This is a genomic window from Pseudomonas sp. JY-Q, assembly GCF_001655295.1.
Lineage (GTDB): Bacteria > Pseudomonadota > Gammaproteobacteria > Pseudomonadales > Pseudomonadaceae > Aquipseudomonas > Aquipseudomonas alloputida.
This window is the reverse complement of record NZ_CP011525.1, coordinates 1,975,536-1,988,831: the sequence shown is the minus strand read 5'-3', so window position 1 is coordinate 1,988,831 and position 13,296 is coordinate 1,975,536. Positions and strand designations below refer to the sequence as shown.

The window sequence follows — 13,296 nt, the reverse complement described above, 5'->3', positions numbered from 1 at the left end:
AACGGATCTGGCCGACAGTCAGGTCAATGTCGCCGCGCGACCCCGTGGGTCGAATTTCGCGGCGGCATACATTAACAGCTTTTGTGCGGTTAGCGGCTATTGACGCGCTGTTCAAGCAGCTCGCGGTTAGACAGCGACACCAGTTCGCCATCATCGGTCAGCAGCGTCGTCTTCACCGTACCGATCTCCTCGATATGCCCTTCGACCTCTCCAATCCGCACCTGCTGGCCCACTTGGTACAGCTCGCGCACGTAGATGCCGGCCAGGATCTGCCCGGCAATTTCGCGACTGCCAAGGCCCATGGCCAAGGCAACGGCCAGACCAACGGTAATCAGCCCGATAACGATGACGTGGTTCAGCAGGTCGGTTTTCACTTCCAGCTGGCTGATGGCCACCGAGATGCTGATGATGATCACAAGGCCTTGGGTGATACGCCCCAGGCCTGCCGAGTATTCCAGGCCGATGCCTTCGGCAGCGCCACGCACCAGACCATTGGCCACCTGCGCCAGCAGCACGCCGGCCAGCAGCACCAGGGCCGCGCCGAACACTTTGGGCAAGTACAGGGCGAGCATGTCGAGGGTTGCCGAAACCCGCTCCAGGCCCAGCGATTCGGCGGCCGAGACCAGGAAGATGAGCAGCACGAACCAATAGACGATCTTGCCGATCAGGGTCGAGATTGGCACCTGGATGCCGCCCCGACCGAGCATTTTGGTGAGGCCGGTACCGGCCATCAGGCGGTCCAGGCCAAATTTGGCCAACAGCTTGGACAGCAGCGTGTCGAGCAGCTTGGCCACCACGAAACCGAGCAGCACCACGACCAGCGCGCCGAACAGGTTGGGGATGAAGTTCGCTACCTTGGTCCAAAGGGCTGTCATCGCGGTGACCAGGCTCTGGGTCCAGAGATCGAGTTCCATATTCAATCGGCCTTATCTGCTTTGCTGCCGGGGGCAGCGTTGCGGGAAGAGTGTCGACGCACCGGCGCAACATGCGCCGAGCCATTGTTCACGGCAATCAGCAGCGCCTGGCTCCAACGGCCAAGCAGGCTGAACAGATCACCCGCGCCAACCTGGCGGTTGGCGGTTTTCAGCACGCGACCCAGGCATGCGGCGTCGTCCCGGTCGTCCCGGTCATTGCCGGAGGGTGACGCCTTGAGCAGGTCGCGCAGGGATTCTTCAAACGGATCGTGCATGGGCACCTCGCGCAGTGTCAGCAAGAGACGAGACGGCCGGGCGACGGGTCACACATCCTGTTGGCACGACGGTTTCAAATTGCACCGCTATACCCATCGCAACCGCCGGAACAGCCACCACTGCCCCACGGCCAACCCCAGCACGACGATGCAGGCGAACAGGAAGCCCAAAGGGTTTTCCGCCCCGGGGATGCCGCCGACATTGATGCCCAGCAGCCCGGTGACAAAGCTCATGGGCAGGAAGATGCAGGTGATGATGCCAAAGCGGTACATGGTGCGGTTCATCCGCTCGCTGCGCCGCCGGTCCTCGCTTTCCAGCACCAGCGCAGCGCGTTCGCGGGCCAGTTCCAGCTCTTCGAGGTAGCGGATCAGGCTGTTGTTGAGTTCATTCCAGTAATCGGCGTCGGCATTGGCGAACCAGCTCCATTTGCTGCGCGACAACTGCGCGTAGATTTCCCGTTGCGGGGCGAGAAAGCGGCGCAAGCCAGCGGCACGGCGGCGAATCTGCTGCAGGCTGCCCTGCTCCGGGGCATACCGCTCGTCGGATTCGACCTTTTCTTCCTCCAGGTCGACGAGCTCGGCCAGATCGCTGACCAGGCCCTGGACCTTTTCGGTGAGCAACTCACCCATCAACAACAACAGTTCCGAGGCCGATTTCGGCCCCCTGCCCTGTTCCAGCAACTGGAGAATTTCATCGCTGGCGCGCAACGGCCGCAGGCGCAGCGAGATAACCCGCTGCGCCTCGGCGAAGATGCGCACCGAAACCATGTCTTCGGGCTCGGCACCCGGGTTGAGGTTGACCCCCCGCAGGAACAGCAACAGCTGTTCGTCCGCCATGGGCAGCAGGCGCGGCCGGGTGTTTTCTTCCAGCAGCAGCTCGCAGGCGAACTCGCTCAGGCCGCTGTCGTGCAGCAGCCAGGAGCGGGTTTGCGGATGGCTGCGATCCCAGTGGAGCCACAGGCTCTGCTCCGGTTGCAACTGCAGGTCGTCCAGTTCGGTACGGGCAATAGAACGCGCGCCGCCTTTGCCATCGAGCACCAGGGCATGCACCAGCCCCCACTGCGCGTTGTCTTCCTCGAACATCAAAGCTCCATCAGCGCGTGCTGCGCATTACTCCGGCATTTTCAGCGGGCTCGGCGAGACCAGCACGCCATTGTTGTCGGCATACACATATTCGCCCGGGCGGAAGGTGACCCCGGCGAAGGTCACCACCACGTTGAGATCGCCGATACCGCGCTTGTCAGTCTTCATTGGGTGGCTGGCCAGGGCCTGCACGCCAACGTCGGTCTGGATCAGCACGTCGACATCACGCACACAGCCGTAGATCACCAAGCCTTCCCAACCGTTTTTTGCGGCTTTTTCGGCGAGCATGTCGCCCAGCAGCGCACGGCGCAGCGACCCCCCGCCATCGACCACCAGCACTTTGCCCTTGCCGTCGAGTTCGACCTGCTCCTTGACCAGCGAATTGTCCTCGAAACACTTGATGGTAACGATCTGGCCACCGAACGAATCGCGGCCACCGAAATTGCTGAACATCGGTTCCAGCACTTGTACCAGGTCCGGGTAGGCGTCACACAGGTCGGGCGTTACGTAATGCTGCATGGGAAGCTCCTGTCAGTCACAACGAAAGCGGGTATCGGCCAAGGCTACACCTTGGAGGCTGTCGCAGTCATCCGGGACCGGGCAGTCATTTGTATTCATCCTGCACCGGGCCTTCCACGCGTGACCCGTTCCTGCGCAGGAACGCGCCGTTATCCAGGTGTAGGAGCGGGTTTACCCGCGAAGAGACCATGACAGGTACAGCAAACTCAGCTGGCAGGCACAGGTTCCGCAACGACAGTGGACGCATGCACCGGCAGCAGCGGGTTGCGCAGCCAGCGCTCCACCAGCGGCCACACCTGCACCTGCGCGGCCTTGCTCACCAGCATGTCGACATGCCCAAAGGCCTCGAAACCTTCTTCACGACCCAGCCGCAGGAACTGCTTGCGCTCGCCGCCCAACTGCTCGAACAGCTTGCGACAGGCCCACACCGGGTCCTGGAAGTCCCCTGCACCGGCCACCGCCAGCAGCGGTACATCCACTTCAGCCAGCCCTGCCCACCAATCGTTCTGCTTGTCGCCAAAGCGCCCGAACAGGCCGTGCCAGCGCATGCTCTCCAAGGCGAGGCCTATCGGCTCGTCTTCAGGCCCACGCTTGAAACGTGGCCCGGATATCTGCCCCCAACGCTTGAGCACCAGCTTCGCGCCCCAAGCCAGCGGCGGCACTTTCAATGGCCAATAGACACGGCTGATCTGGGTACCGAACAACGCCACACTGGCGACTTGCCCAGGTTCCAGGAAGCCGCCACCCAGTGCTGCCGCCAATGTCGTCCCCCCCAGCGAATGGCCCACCCAGTGCGGCGCCTGGCCCGATTGCTCGCGCACGAAGGCGTTGATCAGCGGCAGGTCATCACGGGCGTAGGCAGCAACACTGTTGTGCTTCCAGGCAAGGTTGCGCGGCGACAAGCCATGGCCTCGCATTTCCGGGATCCAGACATCGAAACCGGCGCGCGCAAGGTAGGCGCCCAGGCCAACCCCTTTGGGCGAATACCAGAAGCGCCGATTGGAAAAACTGCCGTGCAGGAGAATGACCGGCACGCCTTGGGCCTGAACCTGGTCGGCCAGCCCCAGACGGGTGATGGCGAGCTCGACGCTGGGGTCCGGGCCGTTACCGGCCTTGATCCGATACACGTCTTCGCTGAGATCGCCGCGGCGCTCGGCACTGAGCAGGGCCACGGGGAATAGAGTGCTGCTGCTTTGCATAAGGTTGCTTGGTGCACAAAAAAGGGCGGGGTCCATTGCTGGAGCTCGCCCTGGAAAAAACCAGGCAGGAGGACGCCAGACGTCCCCCCGCGTTTTACTGCATCAGGCCGCGCCTTGGCCTTCGGCCAGGAAGAACCAGGTTTCGAGTACCGAGTCCGGGTTCAGCGACACGCTTTCGATGCCCTGTTCCATCAGCCACTTGGCCAGGTCCGGGTGATCCGATGGGCCTTGGCCGCAGATGCCGATGTACTTGCCAGCCTTGTTGCACGCGGCAATGGCGTTGGCCAGCAGCTTCTTCACCGCAGGGTTACGCTCGTCGAACAGGTGAGCAATGATGCCCGAGTCACGGTCCAGGCCCAGGGTCAACTGGGTCAGGTCGTTGGAGCCGATCGAGAAGCCGTCGAAGTATTCCAGGAACTCTTCGGCGAGGATGGCGTTGGACGGCAGTTCGCACATCATGATCACGCGCAGGCCGTTGTCGCCACGGGCCAGGCCGTTTTCGGCGAGCAGGTCGACGACCTGGCTGGCTTCGCCCAAGGTGCGCACGAACGGCACCATGATCTCGACGTTGGTCAGGCCCATCTCGTTGCGCACGCGCTTCAGCGCACGGCATTCCAGCTCGAAGCAGTCACGGAACGACTCGCTGATGTAGCGCGAGGCACCGCGGAAGCCCAGCATCGGGTTTTCTTCTTCCGGCTCGTACAGCTTGCCGCCGATCAGGTTGGCGTACTCGTTGGACTTGAAGTCCGACAGGCGCACGATGACCTTTTTCGGGTAGAAGGCCGCCGCCAGGGTGCTGATACCCTCGACCAGCTTCTCGACATAGAAGCCGACCGGGTCGTTGTAGCCGGCAATGCGCTTGTCGACGCTGTCTTTCAGGTCGGCAGGCAGGCCCGCATAGTTCAGCAGTGCCTTGGGGTGCACGCCGATCATGCGGTTGATGATGAACTCCAGGCGTGCCAGACCGACACCGGCGTTGGGCAGCTGGGCGAAGTCGAAGGCGCGGTCCGGGTTGCCGACGTTCATCATGATCTTGAACGGCAGTTCCGGCATGGCATCGACCGAGTTCTGCTTGATGTCGAAGCCCAGTTCACCTTCGAAGATGAAGCCGGTGTCGCCTTCGGCACAGGAAACGGTCACGCCCTGGCCGTCTTTCAGCACCTGGGTAGCGTTGCCGCAACCGACAACCGCCGGGATACCCAGCTCACGGGCGATGATCGCCGCGTGGCAGGTACGGCCACCGCGGTTGGTGACGATGGCGCTGGCGCGCTTCATCACCGGTTCCCAGTCAGGGTCGGTCATGTCGGAGACCAGCACGTCACCCGGCTGGACCTTGTCCATTTCCGAGACGTCGTTGATGACGCGAACCTTGCCGGCACCGATACGCTGGCCAATGGCACGGCCTTCGACCAGCACGGTGCCTTTCTCTTTGAGCAGGTAGCGTTCCATGACGTTGGCGCTGGAACGGCTCTTCACCGTTTCCGGGCGGGCCTGGACGATGTACAGCTTGCCGTCGTCACCGTCCTTGGCCCACTCGATGTCCATCGGGCGCTGGTAGTGCTGCTCGATGATCATGGCCTGCTTGGCCAGCTCGCTGACCTCGGCATCGGTCAGGCAGAAGCGTGCGCGCTCGGCGCGGTCGACTTCGACGGTCTTGACCGAACGACCGGCCTTAGCCTCGTCGCCGTAGATCATCTTGATCGCCTTGCTGCCCAGGTTACGGCGCAGGATGGCCGGGCGGCCGGCCTGCAGGGTGTTCTTGTGCACGTAGAATTCGTCAGGGTTGACTGCACCCTGCACCACGGTTTCGCCCAGGCCGTAGGCGCCGGTGATGAACACCACGTCGCGGAAGCCCGACTCGGTGTCGAGGGTGAACATCACCCCGGCAGTGCCGGTTTCCGAGCGGACCATGCGCTGCACGCCGGCAGACAGGGCCACCAGCTTGTGGTCGAAGCCCTGGTGCACGCGGTAGGCGATGGCGCGGTCGTTGAACAGCGAAGCGAACACTTCCTTGGCCGCGCGGATCACGTTATCGACGCCACGGATGTTGAGGAAGGTTTCCTGCTGGCCGGCGAACGAGGCGTCCGGCAGGTCTTCAGCGGTAGCCGAGGAACGCACGGCAACGGCCATGTTGTCGTTGCCGGCGGCCATTTCGGCGAAGGCCGTACGGATTTCCGAATCCAGACGCGCAGGGAATTCGGCTTCCATGACCCACTGGCGAATCTGCGCGCCGGTCTTGGTCAGGGCATTGATGTCGTCAACGTCCAGCGCGTCGAGCGCGGCGTGAATGCGGTCGTTCAGCCCACTCTGCTCGAGAAAGTCACGGTACGCCTGAGCCGTAGTGGCAAAGCCGCCCGGCACCGACACGCCGGCACCGGCGAGGTTACTGATCATCTCGCCCAGGGATGCGTTCTTGCCCCCCACATGCTCCACATCATGGACGCCGAGCTTATCGAGGGAAACTACGTACTCTACCAAGGTGATCTCTCCACTAACTGTGTTGGAAAAGCTCAAAAGGCGCCCGCCTGTCTTCTATGACTTGGCCGGGCGTTTGTGGCCTGTACCTGGAAAATAGGCGCTGCAAATGTGGCAGAATGTCGACAGCCGCATTCGGCAAACCGAACTTATCATATCCAAGAATCGTCATCAGCTTAAGGCCCAGATCGCAAATGAAACGAACCGCGTTCTTCATCTCCGACGGCACCGGTATCACTGCCGAAACCCTGGGCCAGAGTTTGCTCGCGCAATTTGAGAGCATTCCCTTCAACAAATTCACCCGTCCTTACATCGATTCGCCGGACAAAGCGCGGGCCATGGTCCAGCAAATAAACGCTGCGGCCGAGCGGGATGGGGTCCGCCCGATCATCTTCGACACCATTGTCAACCAGGACATCCGCGAGATCCTGGCGACGTCGAATGGCTTCATGATCGACATCTTTTCTTCGTTTTTATCCCCACTTGAGCAGGAATTGATCGCCCATTCGTCGTATTCCGTGGGCAAATCCCACTCGATTGGTGGCAATTCAAACTACATGGAACGCATCGAGGCGGTGAATTTCGCCCTGGATAACGACGATGGTGCACGCACCCACTACTACGACAAAGCCGACCTGATTCTGGTTGGCGTGTCGCGTTGCGGCAAAACCCCAACCTGCCTGTACATGGCCATGCAGTTCGGTATCCGTGCCGCCAATTACCCGCTGACCGAGGACGACATGGAGCGCCTGCAGCTGCCGGCGGTGCTGAAAAAGCACCACAGCAAGCTGTTCGGCCTGACCATCGACCCCGACCGCCTCACCGCCATCCGCCACGAACGCAAGCCCAACAGCCGTTATTCCAGCTTTGCCCAGTGCGAATTCGAAGTGCGTGAAGTGGAAAGCCTGTTCCGCAGGGAGAACATTCCCAATATCAATTCCACGCATTTTTCGGTGGAAGAGATTTCCGCCAAGATCCTGGTCGAAAAAGGCGTGGAGAGACGGTTCAAGTAACAGCCCCGCCCCCCTGTAGGAGCGGGTTTACCCGCGAATACGGTAGCGGCGGCAACGGTGAACGGCCGGTGGAAATTGGCCAGCAGGGCCGGCCTCTTCGCGGGTGAACCCGCTCCTACACGACGGGCTGTGTCCAACCCCCGATGTGTGTCCACCACCCATCTGTGTAGGAGCGGGTTCACCCGCGAAAGGGCCAGCCCAGGCATACAAAAAAAGCCCCGGCATCACTGCCGGGGCTTTGTTTTACCTCACCAGAAGGCTCAGGACGGCACCACCGTTGCCTGCCCGCTCATGGCCAGGTCGACCAGCTCGCGGTTGGCCACCGCGTACATCGCATAGTCAGTGCCCGTGGCATTGCGCAGGTCGTCGAGCATGGCGCGCCAGCGCTCCACCATTCCCCGATGCTGCTCTGACCACAGCGCCACGCGGGCATCCATGTCTTGCGGTGCATCGGCCATCTGCAGGACCGAAATGGTGATCGCCCGCTGCTGCAAGTCGATATCGTCGCGGAATGCCTCGCGCGCCAGCGCCTGCCAGTTGTTTTCCACCGGCAGGTTGCTGATTTCCTGCAGGTACCAGGTCAGGTCCAGCGCGCTGCCCACGGCGAAGAATGCCTTGGCCACCTGCGCAGGCTCATGGCCGGTAACGTCGGCCGCTTCAATGATCGGCAGCAGGGTGTACAGGTGGCTGGTACCCGCCACCATACGCGCCAGCAACTCCGGCACACCGGCGTCGACAAAGCCTTGGTAGCGCACCATCCAGCGTTCGCGGGTGGGGCCTTCTAGCAGCTCATCAAGCTTCAGACCCAGCTGCGCAATCTTCGGCCCGAAGTGCGCGGTATCGCGCCCGGCGTCCTGTTCGTTGCGGCGGCTACGCAGGAACCAGCGGGTGGCACGACGACCCAGTCGCATCAGCTCGTCCATCAGGGTGAGCTGGATTTCTGCCGGCACCTGATAGTCCAGCGCCTCGATCTGGCGGAACCAGTGCGGCAGGTGGAAGATATCGCGCACGATCACGTAAGCACCGGCCACGTTGGCCGGGCTCATGCCGGTCGACTCCTTCAGGCGCTGGACGAAGGTGATACCCATGTTGTTGACCAGGTCGTTGGCGATCTGGGTGCTGACAATTTCGCGCTTCAGGCGGTGGCGGCGCATGGCCTCGGCGAACTTGCTGACCAGGGACGGCGGGAAAGCGGTTTCCATGTCACGGGTCAGGTAGTCGTCGTCCGGCACCAGCGATTTGAGCAGTTGCTCCTTGAGGTCGATCTTGCTGTACGAGATCAGCACCGACAGCTCGGCGCGGGTCAGGCCGTGGCCGGCAGCCAGGCGTTCGGCCAACTGCTCTTCGGACGGCAGGAATTCGATGGCACGGTCCAGCTTGCCCCGCGCCTCGAGGTCGGCCATCAGGCGCTTGTACTCGGCAATCCGCTCGCGGGCGCGGCGGGCAGCCAGCGACAATGCCTGGGTCTGCTTGTAGTTGTTGCCCAGTACCAGCCCGGCAACTTCGTCAGTCATGCTGCCCAGCAGCTGGTTGCGCTGCTTCTCGGTCATGTCGCCACCCTGCACCACTTCGTTGAGCAGGATCTTGATGTTGACCTCGTGGTCGGAGCAGTCCACGCCGCCGGCGTTGTCGATGAAGTCGGTGTTGGTGGCGCCGCCGTTCAGGCCGAACTCGACGCGGCCGAGCTGGGTCATGCCCAGGTTGCCGCCCTCGCCCACTACCTTGCAGCGCAGTTCGTTACCGTTGACCCGCAGCGCATCGTTGGCCTTGTCGCCGACATCGGCGTGGCTCTCCGTACTGGCCTTGACATAGGTCCCGATGCCACCGTTCCACAGCAGGTCTACCGGGGCCTTGAGCAGCGCATTGAGCAACTCGGTCGGGGTCAGGCGGTCGGCTTCGATGGCGAAGCGCTCTTTCATCTGCGGGCTGATGGCGATGCTCTTGGCACTGCGCGGGAAGATCCCGCCGCCTTCGGACATGATGCTGGTGTCGTAGTCGCTCCAGGCCGAGCGCGGCAGGTCGAACAGGCGCTTGCGTTCAGCGAAGCTGGAAGCGGGCTCCGGGTTGGGGTCGATGAAGATATGCAGGTGGTTGAACGCGGCCACCAGTTGCAGCTTGTCGGACATCAGCAGGCCATTGCCGAACACGTCGCCGGCCATATCGCCCACACCAATGACGGTGATCGGGTCTTCCTGCACGTTGATGCCGCGCTCGCGGAAGTGGCGCTGCACGCCCACCCAGGCACCGCGCGCGGTAATGCCCATCTTCTTGTGGTCGTAACCGGCCGAGCCGCCGGAAGCAAAAGCATCGCCCAGCCAGAAACCGTAGTCGATAGCGATGCCGTTGGCGATGTCGGAGAAGGTCGCAGTACCTTTGTCCGCCGCTACCACCAGGTACGGGTCGTCATCGTCATGGCGCACCACGTTGGCCGGCGGCACCACGCCACCGTCCTTGAGGTTGTCGGTGATGTCGAGCAGGCCGGAAATGAAGATGCGGTAGCACGCCACGCCTTCGGCGGCAATCTCGTCACGGCTGCCGCCCAGCGGCAGGCGACGCGGCAGGAAACCACCCTTGGCGCCGACCGGCACGATGACCGAGTTCTTCACCTGCTGGGCTTTCACCAGCCCCAGCACTTCGGTACGGAAGTCCTCTTCGCGGTCGGACCAGCGCAGGCCACCACGGGCAACGTTGCCAAAGCGCAGGTGCACGCCCTCGACGCGTGGCGAATAGACGAATATCTCGAACTTTGGCACCGGTTTGGGCAGTTCGGGGATCAGCTTGGGGTTGAACTTGAAGCTGAAGTACGACTTGTTCTGGCCGTTTGCGTCGGGCTGGTAGAAGTTGGTACGCAGGGTGGCCTTGATCAAGTCCAGGTAGCGCCGCAGGATGCGGTCTTCGTTGAGCACCTGCACGTCATCCAGGGCGCTCAGGATGGCCTGTTCCAGGCGCTGCTGCTTGTCGTCAAGGTCGTCCTGGGTAAGCTTGCGCGCCAGGTAGAAGCGGGTCTTGAACAACCGGGTCAGCTCACGGGCGATGTCGGTGTGGTTGTTCAGGGTGCTGGCGATATAGCCCAGATCGAAGCCCAGACGGATCTGTTTCAGGTAACGGGCGTAGGCACGCAGCAAGGCCACGTCGCGCCACGGCAAGCCGGCGGTGAGCACCAGGCGGTTGAAAGCGTCGTTCTCGGCATCACCACGGACGATGTGGATGAAGGCGTCCTGCAGGGTGTCGTTGAGCTGCTGGATGTCCAGGCTCAGGCCTTCGCTGTAGGTGAAGGCGAAGTCGTGGATCCAGTATTCGCGGCCATTGGCATGGCGCAGGCGATACGGGAACTCGCCGAGCACGCGCAGGCCGAGGTTTTCCAGGATCGGCAGCACGTCGGACAGCGCCAGCGGGGTGTCGGCGTGGTACAGCTTGCAGTGCAGGATGCGCTCGCCCACCTGGGTCAACGGCTGGTAGAAGCTCATTGCCAGCGGCTTGCTTTCCGACAGGTTCAGCACATGCTGCAGGTCGACCACCGCCGAGTGCGCGGCGAAGCGCTCGCGGTATCCGGCCGGGAAGCCTTTGGGGAAATCGGCGAGGATGTTGGTGCCCTGGGCTTCGCCGAAGTTCTCCACCACCAGTGCCGAGTAGTCGTCATGCCACGAGCGGCAGGCCTGGATGACTTCGCGTTCCAGCTGCTGCGGGTCGATGTCGATACGGTTCTTGGGGTCGACCCGCAGAATCAGTTGCACACGGGCCAGTACCGATTCGGAGAAGAAGGTCCAGAACTCGCAGTCGCTGGCCTTCAGGCGCTCCATCAGCACCTGCTGGATCTTCTGCCGCACTTCGGTGGAGTAGATTTCCCGCGGGACGTAGGCCAGGCAGTAGCAGAAGCGGCCATACGGGTCTTTGCGCAGGAACACGCGGATCTTGTTGCGCTCCTGGATCTGCACGATTGCCATGACCGTGCTGAACAGCTCGTCGATCGGCGTCTGGAACAGGTCGTCGCGCGGCAGCACTTCCAGCACCTGGGCCAGTTCCTTGCCCAGGTGGGCCTTGGGATCGAAGCCCGAACGGCGCTCGACTTCGGCCACCTTCACGCGGATGTACGGAATGGCATGCACGCTTTCGCCATACACCGACGAGGTGTACAGCCCCATGAAGCGGTGCTCCTTGATGACCTTGCCGTCGGCGTCCAGCTGGCGGATCGACACATAGTCCGGGTAGGCCGGGCGATGCACGCGGCTGGGCAGCGCAGCCTTGGCGAACGACAGCAGCAGCGGCTCGTTGAGGTAGGCCACAGCGTAGTCTTCGATGCGCAGCTCTTCTGCGGTCAGGCCCACGCGCAGACGGCGCGGCAAGCCGAGGAACGACTGCTCGTCGTAGACCATCTGGCCGCCATCGGCGTCGCCCTTGACGGTGAATTCTTCATAGCCCAGGAAGGTGAAGTGGTTATCCAGCAGCCACTCGAGGAAGGCCTTGACTTCGCCCTTCTCGTTTTGGGCAGGACCAAAGCCGGTCTGTTCCACCTGCGCCACCACTTCACGCAGCTTGGCCTTCATCGGCTCGAAGTCGGCCACCACCACCCGTACCTCGGCCAGCACCTGCTCGATCTCGCGGGTCAGCACTGTCAGCTCGGCGGCATTGGCGCAGCGGTCGATCTCCAGGTACATCAGTGACTCGTAGCGCACGCCCTCGCCCTGGGTGCCCTTGGGCAGCAGTTCCAACAGCTCGCCCTTGGCGCCACGGCGCACGCTGAGCACGGTGGTTTGCAGGGTGTGGATGCTGTAGCCACGGCGGTTGAGCTCGGTACGCACCGAGTCGACCAGGAACGGCAAGTCATGGTGCAACACTTCGACCACGGTATGGGTCGACTGCCAGCCATTACGTTCGTAATCAGGGTTGTACACCCGCACTTGCGGGTATTCGGGGTCGAAACGCTCGATGATGCGCCAGGCTGACAGGGTGCAGCCGGCCAGGTCGGAAAGCCTGCGCTGGGTGAGTTCGTCCAGAGAGATGATGCCGAAGAACTGCTCGGCGAACAGCGCCACTTGTGGCAGGGACTGCTCGCTGATGTGCTGCGCCAGGGCCGCTTGCAGTTGATGCTGGAAGTCGGCTTTGCTGGCTGCGGTGAAGAACGCCATCTGTGGTACTCCGCTTGGGCTTTGTAATAATTGAAGCGTCGCTGCGTGCGCCGTGTACGGATCAACGATAGCCAACCCGTGGCATGACGGACGGTAAAAACCAGACGTTGAACGTGCGCAGGCACGCCCAGGGCTCGCCGAAGCTTAACGACTGATCGGTCATCTACGCTTGCAGCGCTGCGACAATTTCGGTCAAGGGGCGGTAACTTTACGTTTATGCCTGTACGCAAGACTGTCAGAATTCCCTTCCGTTTCCTTTGACCCGAGCCTGCTCATGCAAATCAACACCGCCCTGCTGTTCGCCACCCCTTGCGATGACGAGGAAGACAACATGGCGACCCTGTGCTGCCACAGCGACAAGGGTCAGATGTTCCTGCTTACCCGTTACCCGGACGAGGACACCGTCGACCTGACGCTGGATGACGAGCCGTCGACGCTGGATGGCCTTAAAGTGACCCTGAGCGCCAAGCGCCTGCTGATCGAAGTGGCGGCCGGCGACCGGGACGCGCTGAAGGGGGATGAAGCACTGGAAATCAACCTGACCAGCGAGCTGAGTGACATGGATGAAGTGAAGGAAACCCTGGAGAACATCCTGGCCGGTACTGGAACCTTGGTCTGCGAGCTTTGAACCCTGCCCCTGCCTAGTGGGAGCGCGATCCCTGTGGGAGCGGCCTAGCGTCGCGATAGGGCCG

At 62.3% G+C, this 13,296-nt stretch carries 9 protein-coding genes; 2 read left to right on the top strand and 7 right to left on the bottom strand.

The genetic code is table 11. The features are described 5' to 3' along the window. Nucleotides 1-89: 89 nt before the first annotated feature. From AA098_RS08905 to ppsA, 6 genes are all read right to left on the bottom strand, one after another. Nucleotides 90-914, bottom strand: a complete 825-nt coding sequence (locus tag AA098_RS08905) for a mechanosensitive ion channel domain-containing protein (RefSeq protein WP_003248659.1) — start codon at nt 912-914, stop codon at nt 90-92. A 2-nt stretch (nt 915-916) separates the two neighbouring features. After that, nucleotides 917-1,189, bottom strand: coding sequence for a hypothetical protein (locus AA098_RS08900; RefSeq protein ID WP_003248657.1), 273 nt, complete (start codon nt 1,187-1,189; stop codon nt 917-919). Nucleotides 1,190-1,276: 87 nt separating this feature from the next. Then, entirely contained in the window at nt 1,277-2,272 is a 996-nt protein-coding gene (locus AA098_RS08895; protein ID WP_003248655.1) for a zinc transporter ZntB, read from the bottom strand. Between the two features lie 27 nt (nt 2,273-2,299). Continuing rightward, the gene (gene rraA, locus AA098_RS08890; protein ID WP_003248652.1) at nt 2,300-2,791 is read right to left on the bottom strand and encodes a ribonuclease E activity regulator RraA; all 492 of its coding nucleotides are present in this window, start codon (nt 2,789-2,791) and stop codon (nt 2,300-2,302) included. Nucleotides 2,792-2,997: 206 nt separating this feature from the next. Beyond that, nucleotides 2,998-3,990 (bottom strand): alpha/beta fold hydrolase, encoded by a 993-nt coding sequence (locus AA098_RS08885; protein ID WP_014753965.1) that lies wholly within the window; start codon nt 3,988-3,990, stop codon nt 2,998-3,000. A 102-nt stretch (nt 3,991-4,092) separates the two neighbouring features. Continuing rightward, nucleotides 4,093-6,468, bottom strand: coding sequence for a phosphoenolpyruvate synthase (gene ppsA / locus AA098_RS08880; protein ID WP_064614086.1), 2,376 nt, complete (start codon nt 6,466-6,468; stop codon nt 4,093-4,095). A gap of 191 nt (nt 6,469-6,659) precedes the next feature. Between ppsA and AA098_RS08875 the strand changes: the two genes are divergently transcribed. Next, a complete protein-coding gene (locus tag AA098_RS08875; RefSeq protein WP_003248634.1) occupies nt 6,660-7,478 on the top strand; it encodes a pyruvate, water dikinase regulatory protein in 819 nt (272 codons plus the stop codon). Nucleotides 7,479-7,738: 260 nt separating this feature from the next. Here the strand turns inward: AA098_RS08875 and AA098_RS08870 are convergent, their stop codons facing one another. After that, nucleotides 7,739-12,604, bottom strand: coding sequence for an NAD-glutamate dehydrogenase (locus AA098_RS08870; RefSeq protein WP_064614084.1), 4,866 nt, complete (start codon nt 12,602-12,604; stop codon nt 7,739-7,741). Nucleotides 12,605-12,878: 274 nt separating this feature from the next. Between AA098_RS08870 and AA098_RS08865 the strand changes: the two genes are divergently transcribed. Further along, complete coding sequence (locus tag AA098_RS08865; RefSeq protein ID WP_003248629.1) at nt 12,879-13,232, top strand: hypothetical protein; 354 nt, start codon at nt 12,879-12,881, stop codon at nt 13,230-13,232. Nucleotides 13,233-13,296: the final 64 nt, after the last annotated feature.

What these genes read in the sequence shown, in the direction of transcription:
- AA098_RS08905 (WP_003248659.1), bottom strand. Translation starts at nt 914, where the DNA reads ATGGAACTCGATCTCTGGACCCAGAGCCTGGTCACCGCGATGACAGCC.
- AA098_RS08900 (WP_003248657.1), bottom strand. Translation starts at nt 1,189, where the DNA reads ATGCACGATCCGTTTGAAGAATCCCTGCGCGACCTGCTCAAGGCGTCA.
- AA098_RS08895 (WP_003248655.1), bottom strand. Translation starts at nt 2,272, where the DNA reads ATGTTCGAGGAAGACAACGCGCAGTGGGGGCTGGTGCATGCCCTGGTG.
- rraA (WP_003248652.1), bottom strand. Translation starts at nt 2,791, where the DNA reads ATGCAGCATTACGTAACGCCCGACCTGTGTGACGCCTACCCGGACCTG.
- AA098_RS08885 (WP_014753965.1), bottom strand. Translation starts at nt 3,990, where the DNA reads ATGCAAAGCAGCAGCACTCTATTCCCCGTGGCCCTGCTCAGTGCCGAG.
- AA098_RS08875 (WP_003248634.1), top strand. Translation starts at nt 6,660, where the DNA reads ATGAAACGAACCGCGTTCTTCATCTCCGACGGCACCGGTATCACTGCC.
- AA098_RS08870 (WP_064614084.1), bottom strand. Translation starts at nt 12,604, where the DNA reads ATGGCGTTCTTCACCGCAGCCAGCAAAGCCGACTTCCAGCATCAACTG.
- AA098_RS08865 (WP_003248629.1), top strand. Translation starts at nt 12,879, where the DNA reads ATGCAAATCAACACCGCCCTGCTGTTCGCCACCCCTTGCGATGACGAG.